Source organism: Mesorhizobium sp. M0030 (genome assembly GCF_040323695.1).
Taxonomy (GTDB): domain Bacteria; phylum Pseudomonadota; class Alphaproteobacteria; order Rhizobiales; family Rhizobiaceae; genus Mesorhizobium.
In genome coordinates this window covers 16228-33286 of sequence record NZ_JAMYVE010000014.1, presented here as the reverse complement: position 1 = coordinate 33286, position 17059 = coordinate 16228, and the positions used below count along the sequence as shown (strand labels likewise).

General features: G+C 63.4%; 21 protein-coding genes. 12 read left to right on the top strand and 9 right to left on the bottom strand.

Going from position 1 to position 17059, the window contains the following annotated elements; all coding sequences use genetic code 11:
* The first annotated feature begins 11 nt into the window (after nt 1-11).
* A complete protein-coding gene (truA, locus tag NKJ80_RS24765) occupies nt 12-767 on the top strand; it encodes a tRNA pseudouridine(38-40) synthase TruA (RefSeq protein ID WP_352498471.1) in 756 nt (251 codons plus the stop codon).
* On the opposite strand, the gene NKJ80_RS24760 is transcribed toward truA, so the two are convergent.
* Together NKJ80_RS24760 and dapE are read right to left on the bottom strand one after the other, a co-directional pair.
* Nucleotides 764-1369 (bottom strand): transporter, encoded by a 606-nt coding sequence (locus NKJ80_RS24760; RefSeq protein WP_352498470.1) that lies wholly within the window; start codon nt 1367-1369, stop codon nt 764-766. The genes truA and NKJ80_RS24760 overlap by 4 nt on opposite strands.
* Nucleotides 1370-1371: 2 nt before the next feature.
* Entirely contained in the window at nt 1372-2562 is a 1191-nt protein-coding gene (dapE, locus tag NKJ80_RS24755; RefSeq protein ID WP_352498469.1) for a succinyl-diaminopimelate desuccinylase, read from the bottom strand.
* 115 nt (nt 2563-2677) lie between these two features.
* On the opposite strand from dapE, the gene NKJ80_RS24750 reads away from it, so the two are divergent.
* On the top strand, nt 2678-3691 hold the full coding sequence (locus NKJ80_RS24750) for a 2-dehydropantoate 2-reductase (RefSeq protein ID WP_023703797.1): 1014 nt from the start codon (nt 2678-2680) through the stop codon (nt 3689-3691).
* Between the two features lie 66 nt (nt 3692-3757).
* Here NKJ80_RS24750 and NKJ80_RS24745 read toward each other — a convergent pair whose 3' ends face one another.
* From NKJ80_RS24745 to dapD, 3 genes are read right to left on the bottom strand one after another with little or no spacing between them, the layout of a single operon-like run.
* Nucleotides 3758-4528: a hypothetical protein gene (locus tag NKJ80_RS24745; protein WP_023703796.1), complete on the bottom strand. Its 771-nt coding sequence runs from the start codon at nt 4526-4528 to the stop codon at nt 3758-3760.
* 21 nt (nt 4529-4549) lie between these two features.
* Complete coding sequence (locus NKJ80_RS24740; protein ID WP_084013651.1) at nt 4550-4954, bottom strand: DUF805 domain-containing protein; 405 nt, start codon at nt 4952-4954, stop codon at nt 4550-4552.
* A complete protein-coding gene (gene dapD, locus NKJ80_RS24735) occupies nt 4951-5805 on the bottom strand; it encodes a 2,3,4,5-tetrahydropyridine-2,6-dicarboxylate N-succinyltransferase (protein WP_023673222.1) in 855 nt (284 codons plus the stop codon). Before dapD ends, NKJ80_RS24740 begins: the two co-directional genes overlap by 4 nt.
* A 148-nt stretch (nt 5806-5953) precedes the next feature.
* On the opposite strand from dapD, the gene NKJ80_RS24730 reads away from it, so the two are divergent.
* Nucleotides 5954-6799 (top strand): LOG family protein, encoded by an 846-nt coding sequence (locus tag NKJ80_RS24730; RefSeq protein ID WP_023681343.1) that lies wholly within the window; start codon nt 5954-5956, stop codon nt 6797-6799.
* A gap of 80 nt (nt 6800-6879) precedes the next feature.
* Here the strand turns inward: NKJ80_RS24730 and NKJ80_RS24725 are convergent, their stop codons facing one another.
* A complete protein-coding gene (locus tag NKJ80_RS24725) occupies nt 6880-7599 on the bottom strand; it encodes a pyrimidine 5'-nucleotidase (protein ID WP_352498468.1) in 720 nt (239 codons plus the stop codon).
* Between the two features lie 176 nt (nt 7600-7775).
* On the opposite strand from NKJ80_RS24725, the gene NKJ80_RS24720 reads away from it, so the two are divergent.
* The 3 genes from NKJ80_RS24720 (at nt 7776) to NKJ80_RS24710 (ending at nt 10322) form a co-directional block, all read left to right on the top strand.
* Nucleotides 7776-8537: a GGDEF domain-containing protein gene (locus NKJ80_RS24720; protein WP_023681345.1), complete on the top strand. Its 762-nt coding sequence runs from the start codon at nt 7776-7778 to the stop codon at nt 8535-8537.
* A gap of 178 nt (nt 8538-8715) precedes the next feature.
* Nucleotides 8716-8886, top strand: a complete 171-nt coding sequence (locus NKJ80_RS24715) for a hypothetical protein (RefSeq protein ID WP_023687468.1) — start codon at nt 8716-8718, stop codon at nt 8884-8886.
* Complete coding sequence (locus tag NKJ80_RS24710; RefSeq protein WP_023703794.1) at nt 8883-10322, top strand: GMC oxidoreductase; 1440 nt, start codon at nt 8883-8885, stop codon at nt 10320-10322. The genes NKJ80_RS24715 and NKJ80_RS24710 overlap by 4 nt, the downstream gene beginning before the upstream one ends.
* 193 nt (nt 10323-10515) lie before the next feature.
* Here the strand turns inward: NKJ80_RS24710 and phhA are convergent, their stop codons facing one another.
* Entirely contained in the window at nt 10516-11352 is an 837-nt protein-coding gene (gene phhA, locus NKJ80_RS24705) for a phenylalanine 4-monooxygenase (protein ID WP_023687466.1), read from the bottom strand.
* 139 nt (nt 11353-11491) lie between these two features.
* Between phhA and NKJ80_RS24700 the strand changes: the two genes are divergently transcribed.
* The 3 genes from NKJ80_RS24700 to NKJ80_RS24690 all read left to right on the top strand — a co-directional run bounded on the left by NKJ80_RS24700 (nt 11492) and on the right by NKJ80_RS24690 (nt 14138).
* The gene (locus tag NKJ80_RS24700) at nt 11492-11968 is read left to right on the top strand and encodes an Lrp/AsnC family transcriptional regulator (protein ID WP_023687465.1); all 477 of its coding nucleotides are present in this window, start codon (nt 11492-11494) and stop codon (nt 11966-11968) included.
* A 111-nt stretch (nt 11969-12079) separates the two neighbouring features.
* A complete protein-coding gene (gene bchE / locus NKJ80_RS24695) occupies nt 12080-13627 on the top strand; it encodes a magnesium-protoporphyrin IX monomethyl ester anaerobic oxidative cyclase (RefSeq protein ID WP_023703792.1) in 1548 nt (515 codons plus the stop codon).
* Nucleotides 13628-13739: 112 nt separating this feature from the next.
* Nucleotides 13740-14138, top strand: coding sequence for a RidA family protein (locus tag NKJ80_RS24690; RefSeq protein WP_352498467.1), 399 nt, complete (start codon nt 13740-13742; stop codon nt 14136-14138).
* Between the two features lie 42 nt (nt 14139-14180).
* On the opposite strand, the gene argB is transcribed toward NKJ80_RS24690, so the two are convergent.
* A complete protein-coding gene (gene argB, locus NKJ80_RS24685; protein ID WP_013528489.1) occupies nt 14181-15074 on the bottom strand; it encodes an acetylglutamate kinase in 894 nt (297 codons plus the stop codon).
* Between the two features lie 77 nt (nt 15075-15151).
* Nucleotides 15152-15382: an amidase family protein gene (locus NKJ80_RS24680; protein WP_023696030.1), complete on the bottom strand. Its 231-nt coding sequence runs from the start codon at nt 15380-15382 to the stop codon at nt 15152-15154.
* Nucleotides 15383-15438: 56 nt separating this feature from the next.
* Between NKJ80_RS24680 and NKJ80_RS24675 the strand changes: the two genes are divergently transcribed.
* The 3 genes from NKJ80_RS24675 (at nt 15439) to NKJ80_RS24665 (ending at nt 17054) form a co-directional block, all read left to right on the top strand.
* A complete protein-coding gene (locus NKJ80_RS24675) occupies nt 15439-15675 on the top strand; it encodes a hypothetical protein (protein WP_023696029.1) in 237 nt (78 codons plus the stop codon).
* Nucleotides 15676-15795: 120 nt separating this feature from the next.
* Nucleotides 15796-16335 carry a sigma-70 family RNA polymerase sigma factor gene (locus tag NKJ80_RS24670; RefSeq protein WP_023673234.1) on the top strand — a complete coding sequence of 180 codons (540 nt, stop codon included), beginning with the start codon at nt 15796-15798 and terminating at the stop codon, nt 16333-16335.
* The gene (locus NKJ80_RS24665) at nt 16332-17054 is read left to right on the top strand and encodes an anti-sigma factor (protein ID WP_023736962.1); all 723 of its coding nucleotides are present in this window, start codon (nt 16332-16334) and stop codon (nt 17052-17054) included. The genes NKJ80_RS24670 and NKJ80_RS24665 overlap by 4 nt, the downstream gene beginning before the upstream one ends.
* Nucleotides 17055-17059 lie beyond the last annotated feature (5 nt).

Below are 17059 nucleotides of genomic sequence, written 5' to 3'. Positions count from 1 at the left end.
ACGAAGGGTGTATGCCGCGTTTTCGTCTCGATATCGAATATGACGGCAGCCTCTTCGCCGGCTGGCAACACCAGGCGGATCAGCCTTCGGTGCAGCAGGCGATAGAGCAGGCGATCGAGAAATTCTGCGGTGAGGCGGTGCGGATACGCGCCGCCGGCCGCACCGACGCCGGCGTGCATGCGACCGCCCAGGTGGCGCATGTCGACCTCGCCAAGGCATGGCCAAACGACAAGGTGCGCGACGCCGTCAACGCGCACCTGCAGGCGGCAGGCGCGCGCATCGCCATCCTGCAGGCGACGGTTGTCCCCAATGAGTTCGACGCCCGTTTCTCGGCCACCGGACGCCACTATCTCTACCGCATCCTCAACCGGCGCGCGCCTGCAGCGATGGAAAAGGGCAAGGTCTGGTGGGTGCCGAAGCGGCTCGATGCGGACGCCATGCACGAAGCGGCGAAAGTCCTGCTCGGCCGACATGACTTTACCACCTTCCGCTCGACGCAATGCCAGGCCAACAGTCCGGTGCGGACGCTGGAGCGGCTCGATGTAAGCCGCCAGGGCGACCTGATCGAAGTCAGTGCCTCGGCGCGCTCTTTCCTGCACAACCAGGTGCGCTCCATGGTCGGTTCGCTGAAACGCGTCGGCGACGGCGGCTGGACCGCCGCGGACCTCAAGGCCGCGCTCGCTGCGAAAAACCGCGCCGCCTGCGGCCAGGTGGCGCCGCCCGACGGGCTTTTTCTCGTCGGTGTAGACTATGCGGAAAAGTTCTAAGCCGGAGCGGCGGTCGGCACCGTGATGCCGAGCAGCGCCACCAGGGCGAACAAGACGGCCAGAGACACCACCAACATGCCTGCGAACACGGCACTGCCGACAGCCGCGCCCTTTCCGATCGAGGCGTTGGTCATCCGCCAGGTGAGTACCAGCGACAGCACCACCAGAACCAGCCACACCAATTCGGCAACCGGGTTGCCGGACGGCAGGAAAAGCCTGATCAGCGCTGAAGGCAGCAGCATCCAGGCGGTGATCGCCGACGCCCAGTTGCTGGCGACGACATAGTGGACGAAGCGGTCGCCGATGCCGGCGCGCGATGCGACCAGGGCAAGCACAAACAGAGGCAGCAGCCACGAGCCGAGGTCGACGGTCGCCAGGCGAATCAATATGCCCAGCCGGCCGGCGAACGCATTGGGATCGCCGATCTCGTTGGCCGTGCCGACCCAGCCGACGATCATCGCCGGCGCGGCGACGACGATGGCGAAGAAGGAATTCCAGAAGCCGTCCGCCGAAAGGTCGAGCAGCCGCAAGCCGTCGGCCTTTCCGAGCATCAGCCGCCAGGCGCCGTTAAGCGATGAAGAGGTCTCGTCAACCGAAAGCATGATCAGCCCTGCTCGAACCAGTCATCGATGAAGCGCTGGTAGATTTGGGTCAGCGTCTCGAGGTCGGCCAGTGCGACGCGCTCGTCGACCATGTGCATGGTCTTGCCGACGAGGCCGAACTCGACCACCGGGCAATAGTCCTTGATGAAACGCGCATCCGAGGTTCCGCCCGAGGTGGACAGCGCCGGCTCCTTGCCGACTGTCGCCTTGATCGACCCGCGCAGCGTCCCGATCAGCTTGTCGTCGCGCGTCAGGAAGACATGGCTCGGCCGGTCGCGCCAGATCAGTTCGTAGTCGACCGGCGTCTTGCCGGTCCGGTATTTCTTGCGCTTCGCCGCCTGGTCGAGGCGGTTATGGATCTCGGCCTGCACCGTCTCGGCAGTCCATGTGTCGTTGAAGCGGATGTTGAAGGTGGCTGTCGCCTTGGCCGGAATGACATTGGTCGCCGGGTTGCCGACATCGATCGAGGTCACTTCCAGATTGGTCGGCTGAAAATCCTTCGTGCCCTTGTCGAAGACGGGCGACAGCAAGGCGTCGACCATGCTGATCAGGCCGCGCACCGGATTGTCGGCGAGCAATGGATAGGCGACATGGCCCTGGCGGCCGTTGACCGTGACACTGCCCGACATCGAGCCACGCCGGCCGATCTTGATCATGTCGCCGAGCGTGTCCGGATTGGTCGGCTCGCCAACGATCGCGGCGTCCCATCTCTCGCCCCTGGCCGCCGCCCAGTCGAGCAGTTTTGTCGTCCCGTTGATCGCCGGCCCCTCCTCGTCGCCGGTAATCAGCAGCGAGACCGAGCCTTTCGGACCACCCTTTTTCTCGACATGGCGCGCCACGGCGGCGATGAAACAGGCGATGCCGCCCTTCATGTCGACGGCGCCGCGGCCATACATCTCGCCCTTGGCGATCTCGGCGGCGAAGGGCGGATGCGTCCACGACGCCTCGTCGCCCGCCGGCACCACGTCGGTATGGCCGGCAAACATCAGATGCGGCCCATTGCCGGAGCGACGCGCGTAGAGGTTCTCGATGTCGGGGGTGCCGTCTTCGGAAAACACCGGGCGTTCGACGGAAAAGCCGAGCGGCTTCAGCATGCCTTCCAGGGCAGCCAGCGCGCCGCCCTCGGCGGGCGTTACGGAGGCGCAGCGTATGAGGGTCGCGAGGTTGGCGGCGGGATCGGTCGGCAGTTTCATGGGCAAAGCGATAGTCGAAAGCGAAAGGCCTGTCACGGCCAGAGATGATGACCGGTCCTGCCGCCGACATTATGGTTTTCCTGTCGTATAGTGCAGGCCAACACGAGATAATCGCATGGCCAACGCCGAAAAGACCATCGTCATTGCCGGCGCCGGCAGCATAGGCTGCTATGTCGGCGGCTGCCTGGCGCTGGCCGGACGCAAGGTGGTGTTTTTGGCGCGGCCAAGCATCGCGACGGTCTTGCTGGACGGCGGCCTGCGCATCACCGATCTCGATAATCGCGACCGATCCATCCGGCCGGAGTCCGTCACCACCGATCCCGCCGCTGCCCTGGCCAGTGCCGACGTGGTGCTGGTGACGGTCAAGAACGGCGCTACCGAGGAGATGGCGTCGCTTGTTGCCGGACATGCGCGCGGCGAAGTCGTGGTGGTCAGCCTCCAGAACGGCGTCGGCAATGCCGACCGGTTACGCGCCGGGCTCGGTGGACGGACTGTGCTCGCCGGCATGGTGCCGTTCAATGTCGTCCAGTCGGCCATAGGCAATTTGCCGCTTCACGTGCATCGCGCCAGCAACGGCAAGGTCATGATCGAAGATGGCGTGACCGGCCTTGCCGGCCTTCTCGATGTCGAAGGGCTTGGCGTGGAAACCCATCCCGACATGAAAGCCGTTCAGTGGGGCAAGCTGCTGATCAACCTCAACAACGCGCTTGTCGCCTTGTCCGGCCTGCCGCTGGCGAGCGAACTTGCCGACCGCCGCTGGCGGCGGATCCTGGCCGGTCAGATCGACGAGGCCTTGGCGGCGATGAAGGCGTTACATATCGCGCCGGCGCGGATCGGCGGCTTGCGTCCCGGCCTGCTGCCGAAGCTGCTCCGGCTGCCGGACTGGCTGTTCCGGCTGGTCGCCCGCCGCATGCTCGCCATCGACCCGCAGGCGCGCTCGTCGATGTGGGACGACCTCCAGCGCGGTCGGCCGACCGAGATCGGTGACCTGCAGGGGGCCGTCCTGAGCCTCGCCGAAAAGGCCGGCACGCCGGCGCCTCTGCTGAAGCGGGTCACCGCGCTGGTGCGGCAGGCCGAGCGGGAAACGCGCGGCTCACCCGGGCTGACGCCGGAAGCCGTCACTGGATAGTCTACTTGCCGCGAGCCTCGGGCCTTGGCCCGCATAGCCCGAAAACAGGCGCGTGGGCCCGCCGCGTCACAGCTTTGGTGCGCGCCTCGGAGCCGGCGCTTTGCTCGCCGGGCCTGGCGCCGGCACGGGCTGCGCCGCCGGGTGGTTCTCGATCAGCGTGATCTTCTGCCAGATCTTGCGCGACAGGTTGGACGCCAGGTTCTCGACGTCGTTGACGCCGTCGATGACCACATCGTCATTGACGGACTGCGCAAACAGCGCCGCGATCTTGCCGGTGATCGACAGCATTTCCGAGCAATAGTCGAGGTAGCGCGCCAGGTCGGCGGCATTGGTGATGCGAGCCGGCGAATGCGCGGTCGGCCTGAAATTGGCGGACAATGCTGCCGGATCCTTGGTCAGCTGGTGCATGTCGATGACATGGATCAGCGATCTCAACCCATGCAGCTGGCGAAACACCCGCTTGCGCTTGATGCGCTCCTCGGTGCGGATCAGCGCCAGCAGGCCGAGCACGGCAAGGATCATCATGTTGATCGTGGCTTCGATGCCTTGCACCGACTGCACCGCATCGTCGGCCTGCGAGATATGGATGAGCGGCAGGATGGTGCCGACGAATAGGAAGGTCAGCGCGCCGGCGGCAACAGCGGCGACGATGGCGCCGCGCAGCCACCAGATCGGCGCTTCCAGCGCCTGCGCCGCCTTGGCCAGGTCGCGCGACAGCGACACCAGTTCGGCGGCGACGCCGCGCAGGCCGGCATCGGGAAAACGCTCGGCGACGCGCTCTTCCAGCCGCTCGGCGGTGTCGATGATCAGTTTCGGATCAAGCGTGCGGTAGCGCATGGCGAGATATCCGGTCGGCGCTCATGGTTCAGCCGGCGCGTTGCTGCGTTTGCCGTAGCGGTTCGGACCGGGGTCACCCCGGAAACACGCTAGAACGATGAGAAGAATGGGGCCGATGACAAGAGAGATCAACGCGTAATAAGTCGGCTTGCCGAAATCATGAAACCGCTTTGCGGTTACCGCAAAGCTCGACCATGTCGAGATGAGCAAAACGACCCAGAACACAAGTGCCCAGTTCTGGCTGGTTGCGGTGCCGGGTTCCAGTCTCGACAACTGGTAGAGCGGGAAAAACTGTGCAAGCACCAGCAGCAGCCCGGCGAGCACGTAGGCACTTGGGCTGACGCGCCCTGAGAGGCTGAAGAAAAGCCAGGGAAGTGGTGGTGTGTTGGGCAATCTGGAGCGCTCTGGTTGCTCGGACAGGATCAATCACGCAGCAGTTCGTTGATCGAGGTTTTCGACCGGGTCTTGGCATCGACGCGCTTGACGATGACGGCGCAGTAGAGGCCAGGGCCCGGCTCGTTGTTCGGAAAGGCCTTGCCCGGCATCGAGCCGGCGACGACGACCGAATTCGGCGGCACCTCGCCATAAAACACTTCGCCGGTGGCGCGGTCGACGATCTTGGTCGACTGGCCGATGAACACACCCATTCCGAGCACCGAGCCTTCGCGCACGATGCAGCCCTCGACCACTTCGGAGCGCGCGCCGATGAAGCAATTGTCCTCGATGATGGTCGGGCCGGCCTGCATCGGCTCCAGCACCCCGCCGATGCCTACGCCGCCCGAGAGGTGCACATTCTTGCCGATCTGGGCGCAGGAGCCGACCGAGGCCCAGGTGTCGACCATGGTGCCGCTATCGACATAGGCGCCGACATTAACGAAGGACGGCATCAGCACCGCGCCCGGCGCGACATAGGCCGAGCGGCGCACGATCGAAGACGGCACGGCGCGGAAGCCTGCCTTCTCGAAATCGACCGCGCTCCAGCCATCGAACTTCGACGCCACCTTGTCCCACCAGACCGCCTGGCCGGGGCCGCCCTTGATGATCTCCATCGGATAGAGCCGGAACGAGAGCAGCACCGCCTTCTTCAGCCATTGGTTGACATGCCATTTGCCATCGGCCTGGCGCTCGGCAACGCGCACGGTGCCACGGTCGAGCAGGTCGAGTGAGGACTGGATGGCGTCGCGCGTTTCGCCCCGGGTCGCGGTCGAAATCGTGTCGCGCTCCTCGAAGGCCTTCTCGATCGTCTTTTCGAGGCTGGCCAGATCAGGCTTCGACATGAATTCGCTCCGTTACCACGCTGTTAAGGCCGTCGGCCTTAACCTTGTTTTGAAAGTCGCGCGGACCCTATGTTAAGGCGTATTGGGGGTCAATCGCGCGTGCGCCATGGGACGGCGCAAGTGAACTGTTGGGACGGGTAGAAAGCATATGACTCCTATGGAAAAGGCGGGATGGACGCCGCTGCCGCATTCGGACGAGGATCTGGAGCGCTCGAAAAGCGTTCCCGACACGCCGCAGACTCGCGCCGAAACCTACCGGCTGGCCTGGAACGATCCCGACTTCATGACGCGCCGGGAGTTGCGCGCTGTGCGCTTGCAGCTTGAGCTCTTGAAACCCGAAATGATCCTTGCCGAGCGCGGCATCCGCTCGACGGTCATCCTGTTCGGCGGCGCGCGTATTCCCGAGCCCGGCGGCGAGGCCTGGGCCGCCAAGAACGAGACGCAGAAGAAAAACCTCGAGGAAAACAGCAAATACTACGAGGAGGCGCGCAAATTCGCCCGCCTCTGCTCACAGCAATCGGCCACGTCCTACTACCGCGAATTCGTCGTCGTCACCGGTGGCGGCCCAGGCGTGATGGAGGCGGGAAATCGCGGCGCCGACGATGTCGGCGCGCCGTCGATCGGCCTCAACATCGTCCTGCCGCACGAGCAGGCGCCGAACGCCTATGTGACCCCGGAGCTGTGCTTCAACTTCCACTATTTCGCCATCCGCAAGATGCATTTCGTGATGCGCGCCAAGGCCGTCGCGGTGTTTCCGGGCGGCTTCGGCACCATGGACGAGTTCTTCGAGACGCTGACGCTGATCCAGACCGGCCGCATGGAACGCGTGCCGGTGATCCTGTTCGGCAAGGCGTTCTGGCAGCGCGCGATCGACCTCGATTTCCTGGCCGAACAAGGCACCATCACGCCCGGCGACCAGGATATCATCGACTTTGTCGACACCGCCGACGAGGCCTGGGGGATCATCAGCCGCTTCTACAAGTTGGGGGAGTAGGGGAACCGGGAATTGAAGAACTGAAGAATTGAGGAAAAGGAGGTCCGGATCGGTCTCCCTTTCACCAGTTCTTCAATTCTTCAGCTCCTCAATTCCTCTACCCCCTCCACTATCCCCGTCAGAAACGTCGCGAGATCGTCGGTGATGAAATCGACGTCGTCCTCATTGGCCGGATCGCGTTCCCAGATCTCGGCAAAGGTCGGCTCGAAATTGCGCGGCACCACCAGCACCGTGGTCATGCCCAGTGATTTCGGCACCTCCAGGTTGCGGGCGAGATCCTCGAACATCACCGCATTGTGTCCGGTGACGGCGTGCAGTTCGGCAAACTTCTCATAGGTCTGCCGCGACGGCTTCGGCGTCAGCCCGGCGGCGACGATATCGAAAATGTCGTCGAAATGGTCGAGTATGCCGAGCTGGCGCGCGGTGCGCTCGGCGTGCCTGCGGTCGCCATTGGTGAAGATGAACTTGCGGCCGGGCAGCTGGCGGATGGCGGTGCCCAGCACCGGATCCGGCACCAGCCACGAATAGTCGATGTCGTGCACCTTTTCGAGAAAATCGTCGGGGTCGATGCCGTGGCGCGTCATCAGCCCGTTCAGCGTCGTGCCATATTCGAGATAGAGTTCCTTCTGCAGCTTGCGCGCTTCCTCGCGCGGTAGCGTGAGCAGTTCTCCGACATAGGCCGTCATCTTGACGTCGATCTGCGAAAACAGATTCGAATGGTGCGGATAAAGCGTGTTGTCGAGGTCGAACACCCAGTCGGTGACATGGGCGAAGCGGGCGGGATCGGGCAGCGTGGTCATGGCGTCCTTATGGCATGAAATATCTGCCGTTCGAACCCCTTTCTGATGTAGAGCTTATCCACAACCTATGTGCATCTAGAGTTGTAAAAAATGGGCTCACCATTCAAATTTTAGCCATCACGGAAAGGTGGCCTTCAGGGCTTGCTGGCACAGAGACGGTTCAGTGGGAGCCAGCGATGAGTCGCATAGTCTTAAAGTCCGCCGCGGTCGCATTCGGCTCGGTAGCCATCTCGCTTTTGCTGACGCTGATCATCGTTCCCGCCATGGGTTTTCCGGTCGACCGCACTGTCTGGCTGACATCGACGGTGTGCCCGCTGGCGCTCGCCTGGATCGCCTGCGCCAGCACCTTCTGGCAGAGCGACCGACTGAAAAACGCGCATCGCGATCTCGCCCGCGCGCATGCCCAGCTCGCCGCCGCGCATCGGCGCCTGTCGGCGAAGGCGAGCCGCGACGACATGACCGGCATGCTCAACCGCGAGAGCTTCTTTGCCGCGTTGGACGGCTCGCGGCGCAAATCCGATCGCGGCGCGCTGCTGATCATCGACGCCGACCATTTCAAGGCGATCAACGACAGTTTCGGCCATCTGACCGGCGATGACGCACTGGTGTTGATCGCCAGCGCCATCGAGCGCGGCGTCCGCAGCGGCGACGTGCTCGGCCGCATTGGCGGTGAGGAGTTCGGCGCCTTCCTGGTCGGCGCTACGGAAGCCGAAGCCCGGCGCGTGGCCGAGCGCATCCGCCGTGAAGTCGAGCTGGTCCGCTTTCGTCCGGTCGACGAGCGCACGGTGCCGCTGACCGTCTCGATCGGCGGCATCACCTGTGCGCAAGATGCCGATGTCTCGGACCTGATGCGCGCCGCCGACCGCCGGCTCTACGAGGCGAAGCACCGCGGCCGCAATTTGTCGATCCTAGACCGGGATATTTCCGAAGCTGCCTGAGGTGTTGGTGGTGGGGCTGTTAACGGATCGCCAACATTGTTTCCACGCAACTGCGCCGTTTACCGGGTTGTAACTCGTTTATAGGCAAGGCTTGGCACGGGAATGGCATGTCTGGCCGGTACGTGTGCCGTTCAGGGAACGCCATGCGTGGATCGAAGCCCCCATCCAGAGACGTGCCATGAGTTTCTTCATCAGGAAAATATCGCGCCGCACCATCGTGCAGGCGCTGATTGCGATGCCGGCGCTACAGCTTTTTCGCAAGCAGCCTGACAGCGACCGCCCCCCGTCCGATCCCGACGAGATCGTCGTGGTCAATGGCTGGATCCTGAAGCGGAGCGACCTGGCATGATCTTCGACAGCTATGAGGCGTTTCGAGCCTCGGATTTCAAGCCCAAGGTCTGCATTCTCGGCTCCGGGCCGGCCGGCACCACCATTGCCAGAAAGCTCGGCGCCGCCGGCATTCCGGTCGTGGTGCTGGAGGCCGGCGCACGCGAATTCAGCGACGAGTCGCAGGATTTCTACCGCGGCTCCACGGTCGGCGATCAATATTTCGATCTCGACATCACCCGGCTGCGCTTCATGGGCGGGTCGTCGAACCACTGGGCCGGCTGGTGCCGCGTGCTCGACAAGCAGGACTTTGAGCCCAAGGCATGGGCGCCGGACACCGGCTGGCCAATCGCCCGGACCGACATCGAGCCCTATCTGTCCGAGGTGCACGACATACTCGAGCTTCCCGACTTCAAGCCCGATGTGCCGATTTCAGACGACATACGCTGGGTGCAGCTGATCAAGAGCCCGGCCGTGCGCTTTGGCGAGAAATTCTCCGACGAGCTCGACAAGAGCAAGAACATAGCGCTCGTGCTCAACACCTATGCCACCGAACTTGCCGGGGACGGCAAACGAGTGACCGGCGCCAGGCTGTGGTCGAACGGCAAGGATGCCGGCGCCTTCAGCGCCGATTGTTTCATCGTCTGCGCCGGCGGGCTGGAGAATTCGCGGCTGCTTCTATGGTCGAACCAGCGCTCGAATGGCGGCGTGGTGCCGAACGCCACGGCACTTGGCCGCTACTGGATGGAGCACCCGACCTTCGAGGGCGGCAATGCCATCCTGGCCGATTACAGGGAGTTCGAGGTTGATGCCGTCAACGAGGCGTTCTTCTCGCCGACGCTCGCCGCCATGGAGCGGCTGCAGATCATGAATTTCGGCATACGCCTGATCGAGACGCCCTATGCCGGCGTCAAGAGCCTGATTGCCGACCTCGCCTGCACCGCGCCCGAGGCCGCCGAATGGATCGCCTACCAGCTCAGCCAGAACCTGCGCTGCGCCGCCCAGCTCTACGTCGCCTGGGAACAGGCGCCGCTGGCCTCGAACCATATCGAATTGTCGAAGACCGATGTCGACCGTGCCGGCGTGCCGCGCATCGAGCTGCACTGGAAGAAGTCGCCGTTGGAGCGCCGCACCATCCTCGAGGGGCTCAAGCTGTTCGGAACGACGCTGATCGAGAAGGACCTCGGCCGCGTCCGCATCATGGACTGGCTGACCAATGGCGAGGACTACCCGACGGATGAGGAACTGGCCGGCCACCACCACATGGGCGGCACGCGCATGGGCACCGATATCACCAAGAGCGTGGTCGACGCCAACTGCAAGGTGCACGGCATGGACAATCTCTATGTCGGCGGCTCGTCGGTGTTCTGCACGTCGGGCGAATGCAACCCGACGACGACAATCACCGCACTTGCCTGCCGGCTAGGCGACCATCTGACCAAAGTAATCACGGTGTGACGAAGTCATCCACGGTGTGACGAAGTCATTACCGTCTGATGTCAAAAAAGCGAACGGCGCGACAGGATTGCTGCCGGCGCTACCCATGCCTTGGTGTCGAAACCCTCGGAAATCAGCGCCAACGAGATCTCCCTCCCCCTTGTGGGGAGGATTAAGGGTGGGGATAGGTGCCGCGCAAACCCTTCAGGATTTGCTAAACCGTCGCTGGATCCAGGGTCGGCTGCCCCTTGCGGCGGGCAACGATCGCCTTGAAATCGGCGGTCCGGAACGCATCGCGCAGCACGTCGAAGGACGGCAGCACGAAATAAGCGCGCTGGAACTTGTCGATCTCGTAACCGGTGCGCATTACCGTTTCGAGGTCGAAGGGCACGTGGTGCGCGTCCGGGCTCGCGACGGCGAACTGCAATTCGGTGAACGACGACATCAGCCCGGCGCCGAAAGCTTTCAGCTTCTGGCCCTCCTCCTGTATCAGCCCGTATTCGGCGGTGTACCAGTAGAGCCGGGTGATCATCTCGTCACCGCCCAGCGCAATCACGCTCTCAGCCTTTTCGCCATACATCTGCATGAAGTCGGCAAACACCGGCTGTGTCAGGATGGGCACATGGCCGAAGAAGTCGTGGAACATGTCGGGTTCGACGATGTAGTCGAGCTCGTCCTTGGTGCGCAGCCAGTTGGTCACCGGAAAGCGCCGGTTGGCGAGATGGTCGAAGAAGGGCGCGGCCGGGATGAGGCCAGGCACGGCGACGATTTCCCAGCCGGTCAGCTTGCGCAGCCTGTCTGAGACCGCGCCGAAATCCGGGATCTTGTCGAGCAGGCCGAGTGCGGCGACGCCATCGAGATAGGAATGGTGCGCCAGCTTCTGCGTCAGCTTGGTCTGCCGGTCGCACAGCGTGCGCCACACCGCCTGTTCGTCGGCGCTGTAATCATAGCCCTGCGCCACGGTGAAATCGGAACGGCACACTGAATAGTCGCCACGCAGGCCTTGCGCCGCGCAATCACGGGCATATTCGGCAACGCTCATCGTCGTCATGGTTCTTCTCCCCTGATCGTGACACTTGAATCTGTCCGCAGAGTCTAGCGGCGGCCGGCGAGGCAATTCAGCTTTGATGATGGCTTGGGTCCATGATTTGAGGTAAAAATCACCAAGCAGAAGCTGAAAGAGAGTGAAAATGCCTCAGTTCGACGATTTCGAGATCAAGATGCTGGATGTGCTTCAGCGCGATGGACGCAAGCCCGTGTCCGAACTGGCGCAGGAGATCGGCCTGTCGACGACGCCTTGCGCCCGCCGCTTCGAGGCGCTGCAGGAGGCCGGCATCATCAAGGGCTTTGCCGCCGTGCTCAACCGCCGCGCCGTCGGCCTGATGGTCGAGGTGTTCATCCAGGTGCGGCTCACCAGCCACAGCGACGGTTCGCCCGAAACCTTCATCGCCGCCGTGCAACGCATGGACGAAGTGTCGTCATGCTGGACGATGACCGGCGACCACGATTTCCTGCTGCACGTCATGGTGCCGTCGGTCGACGAACTCAACGCCTTCGTCATGCACCGCCTGATGCGCCTTGCCGGCGTGCGCGACGTTCACACCCAGCTGGTGCTGCAGAACATCAAGGGCCCGGGCCACGTGCCGCTCGCCCACCTCAGGCGGTAGGACACGCACCGCCATTTCTGCGGAAAAGCTGCACGCAAACTGCTGAACGGAGCCCAAATGCGAAACTGAAACGCCGGCTACGCCATGCGGACCGTCGCTCAAAGGTCCGTCATGAACATCGTGCTGATCAATCCGCCGCACACCGCCATCGGCAGCCGCGTGCCCGATGACCATCTGCCACCGCTCGGCCTGCTGGCACTGGGCGGCCCGCTTATCGACGCCGGCCATAAAGTCCGGCTGGTCGATGCCGAATTCGGGCCGATGCCGTTGGAAACTCTGGTGCGCGATGCGCTCAGCGGCCAGCCCGATTGCATCCTGATCGGCCACTCCGGCTCGACCTCGGCGCATCCCACCGCGCTCGCGATCGCCCGCATGGTCAAGGCGCTCGAGCCGGCGACGCTGGTGATCTATGGCGGCGTGTTCCCGACCTATCACTGGCGCGACATATTGGCGGCGAGCGATGTCTTCGACTTCATCGTGCGCGGCGAGGGCGAGGCAACCATCCTTGCCCTGGTCGTGGCACTGGACAATCGCCGGCCGCTGGGCGATGTCGCGGGTATCGCCTATCGCGACGATCTCGGCCGCCCCTTCGCGACGCGGCCGGCCGGGACCACTGCCAATCTGGACGAGTACCGCGTCGGCTGGGAGCTGATCGATCACCGCCGCTACAGCTATTGGGGCGGCAAGCGCGCCGTGGTCATGCAGTTTTCGCGGGGCTGTCCGCATCTGTGCAACTATTGCGGCCAGCGCGGTTTCTGGACCCGCTGGCGGCACCGCGACCCCAAAAAATTTGCGCAGGAGATTGCCTGGCTGCACCGCCAGCACGGCGTCGAACTGATCAACCTCGCCGACGAAAACCCGACCGTATCGAAGAAGGTTTGGCGCGCCTTTCTCGATGCGCTGATCGCCGAGAACGTGCCGGTGCTGATCGTCGGCTCGACCCGGGCCGACGACATCGTGCGCGATGCCGACATCCTGCACCTCTATCGCAAGGCCGGCGTCATCCGCTGGCTGCTCGGCATGGAAAACACCGACCAGCAGACGCTTCAACTGATCCGCAAGGGCGGCAGCACCTCATCCGACCGCGAGGCGATCCGGCTGCTCCGCCAGCATGGCATACTGTCCATGGCGACCTGGGTGGCGGGGTTCGAGGATGAGACCTTTCGCGATCTGTGGCGCGGCTTTCGCCAGCTGCTTGCCTACGACCCCGACCAGATCCAGGCGCTCTATGTCACGCCGCACCGCTGGACGCCGTTCTTCCGCATCGCCAAGGACCGCAAGGTGATCCAGACGGATGCCCGGCTGTGGGACTACAAGCACCAGGTGCTGCAGATGACCCGGCTGAAACCGTGGATGCTGTTCTTCTCGGTCAAGCTGATCGAGGTCGCGGTGCAGTCGCGGCCGAAGGCGCTGGCGCGCATTCTCTTCCACCCCGATCCCGAACAGCGCCATTCGATGCGCTGGTACACCCAAATGGGCCGCCGCGTGTGGTTCCGCGAGGTCTGGGGTTTCCTGGCCCGCGACCGCCGCCTCAAGGATGGTCCGACGCTGGCTGAGTTCTGGGGCGCGCCGCAGGATGCCGATGAGGAATCCATGGTCGTCATGCGCCCGCCGCTCAAGCCGGCCGAAGCGGCTGTCGCGATCTCGGCCGGCACCTGACCGGCTCGCTGCCATTCATAGATACGTACCGTATGCGTATTGACATACGCGGCGTATGTACCCACCTCATGCATACGGGACGTATGTGAGTGCCCCGGACAATGGAGTGAAAATGACCAAACGTGACGCGATCTTTCCTGCCGGCAGGCAGGCTCTCTACGAGATCAATCGCTATTCTGCTGCAATCCGATCGGGCGATCTTTTGTTTGTCTCGGGCCAGGTCGGCAGCCGCGAGGACGGGTCGCCCGAACCTGTCTTCGAAAAGCAGGTCCAGCTTGCCTTCGACAATCTCGCGGCAGTGCTGAAAGCAGCGGGCGCCACGTTCGACGATATAGTCGACGTGACCACCTTCCACACCGATCCGGCAACGCAATGGCCCGTGATCGATGCCGTTCGGCTGAAGGTGTTCGGTGAACCGCCCTACACCAATTGGACGGCGGTCGGCGTCGACTGGTTAGCCGGCTTCGACTTCGAGATAAAGGTCATCGCGCGCCTGCCCCAGCCTGCCTAAGGGCTGGCCAGCCGACCAACTGGCCGCCAAGCCAGTTGCCGATCAGGGCACGATTAGCGTGCCGGCGCCGTGTTCGGTGAACAGTTCCAGAAGCACCGCATGCGGCGTCTTGCCGTTGAGGATGACGACGCCTTCGACGCCGCGCTCGATCGCCTCGATGCAGGTCTCGACTTTGGGGATCATGCCGCCCGACACCGTGCCGTCCTTGATCAGCGCCTTGGCTTCGGCCACCGTCAGCTCGTCGATCAGCTTCTTGTTCTTGTCGAGCACGCCGGGCACGTCGGTCAGGAACAAAAGGCGCGTCGCCTGGCAGGCGCCGGCGATGGCGCCGGCGAAGGTGTCGGCATTGATGTTGTAGGTATGGCCATCGCGGCCGGGCGCCACCGGCGCCAGCACCGGGATCATTTCGGAGCGCGCCAGCAGGTCGAGCAGGGTGCGGTCGACTTCGACCGGTTCGCCGACGAAACCGAGATCGAGCACACGCTCGATGTTGGAATCCGGGTCGATCATGGTCTTGCGCGCCTTTTCGGCGAACACCATGTTGCCGTCCTTGCCGCACAGGCCGATCGCCCATTCGCCCTCGGCGTTGATCAGCGCGACGATCTCCTTGTTGATCGAACCGGCCAGCACCATCTCGACGATTTCGACCGTCTTCTGATCCGTGACGCGCAGTCCGCCTTCGAACTTGGATTCGATGCCCATCTTGGCCAGCATGGCGCCGATCTGCGGCCCGCCGCCATGGACGACGATCGGGTTGACGCCGGACTGCTTCAGCAGCGCGATGTCACGGGCGAAAGCCTTGCCGAGCTCGATATCGCCCATGGCATGACCGCCATATTTCACCACCACCGTCTTGTGCTCGTAGCGCTGCATATAGGGCAGGGCCCGCGAGAGCAGGGCGGCCTGCATTTCGGCGGTGGCGGTGATCTCCGTCATCGGCATGGTTCCCTGGATGTGGGTAAGGACGGCGGCGTCTTAGCGGGAATTGGCCCAGGCCGCAAACAGCTTTGCTATCACGATGATGAAATCTGCCGGATCAGGCCGGCACCTTGAGCGGCGCCCGCCGCGTCAGCCACCCGGAAACCTTCTCCATCTGCGCAGCAAGCGACAAAAGCGTCCTGCTCGTCGCCGGGGCGGCCGACGGCCTGGATGCCGAGCGGCAGGCCGGCATCGGTGACATGGACCGGCAGCGCGATCGACGGCTGGCCGCTGACATTCTGGATCGCCGGCCAGTGGTGAACCACAGGCTCTTGTCCATCAATTGCCCAAACAAGGATCTGATCTCCAAGAGACGGGTCAAATGCAATTTGTCGAGCAGGTTTTCGATGAGCTCGTCGGCCCCCTTCGGGTCCATGGCGCCTCAGGCAAGCGGCGGATGCGCAATGATCGGGTTGCCTCGGCGCGCGCGATCGCAGCATCGACAAGGTCTGGCGGCGAGATCTCGCCTCTGTGCAACAGCTCTGCCAAGCCGGTCGCATCGTTCTCCCACAGCATCCGTTCGGCCGACATTGCTGTTCCCCTATCTGCGGGAGGCTAACGACAGCCGATTTCCTTGGCAACCGACCGGCGATTACTGGCGATCGGGCGCGGACATCGATTGCGTGGACAACAAGATTTCTGCCTTTGCAAATAAATCGTGATCGCTTAGCTTGTCCGTATGACGCCGCAGGATATCTCCACCCTGATTGTCCGGACCTCGATGAAGGATCGGACTGCGTTCGATCTGCTTTACCGGCAAACCAGTGCGAAACTTTTCGGCGTGTGCCTTCGTGTATTGAAGGATCGCGGAGATGCGGAAGAAGCGCTGCAAGAGGTCTTCGTCAAAGTGTGGACGAAGGCGGACCGCTTCGCTGTTTCCGATCTAAGCCCAATCTCCTGGCTGGTGGCCATAGCACGCAATCATGCGATTGATCGCATCCGGTCGCGACGCAAGCCCGCTGCCGATATCGATGCCGCGCTCGACGTGGCTGACCCCGGTCCGGGGCCAGAGGCTATGGTTGTTGCGGGCGGTGAATCCGAGCGCATCTATCAGTGCCTTGAAGAGTTGGAACAAGACCGGGCGCAAGCCGTTCGGGGTGCTTATTTGAACGGCGAAAGTTACGCCGAGCTCGCGGAACGTCACAAGGTTCCGCTCAACACGATGCGGACATGGCTGCGCCGCAGCCTGTTGAAACTTAGAGAATGTCTGGAAAGATGACCCTGGCAGAAGAAAATGGACCGGAACGTGGAGGCGACGACCTGCTCGCAGCCGAATACGTTCTCGGCGTGCTGCCGGCGGATGAGCGCCAGATAGCCTCCGGACGCATCGACGCGGAGACCGGCTTTGCCCGTCTCGTCGATTCCTGGGAAGTAAACCTCTCGCCGATGGCTGCCGCTTATGCTGAGGTAGAGCCGCCGGCCACCATCAAGCCGGCTATCGATCGCCGGCTGTTCTCCTCCACCGCGGCGTCGACGACGGCCCCGAGCGGCAGCCTGTGGTCCAGCCTTAGCTTCTGGCGCGGCCTCACCGCAGCGGCTCTCGCGGCCCTGGTGCTCTATGTAGCCGTGCCTTACGTCAGGTCGCCGGTCGTCGTGCCGCAGGAGCGCCTCGTCGCCTCGCTGGCTGCCGAAGGCAGCGATGTCAAATACCTTGTCGTCTACGACGCTTCCCGCCGCGATGTCGGCCTGTCGCTGGTTTCGGGCGAACGCGCCGCCGGCAAGGACTTCGAACTGTGGATGATCGAAGGCAAGAATGCGCCGGTCTCGATGGGCGTCATCCCCGCCGGCCAGGTCGCCCATATCCCGGTTACCCCGGCCGTGCAGCAGAAGCTGGCGCAAGGCGCCGTGCTTGCTGTCAGCGTCGAGCCGACGGGCGGTTCGACGACGGGACAGCCGACCGGACCGGTCGTTGCCGCGGGCGACCTGAAGGGCATCTGATAGAT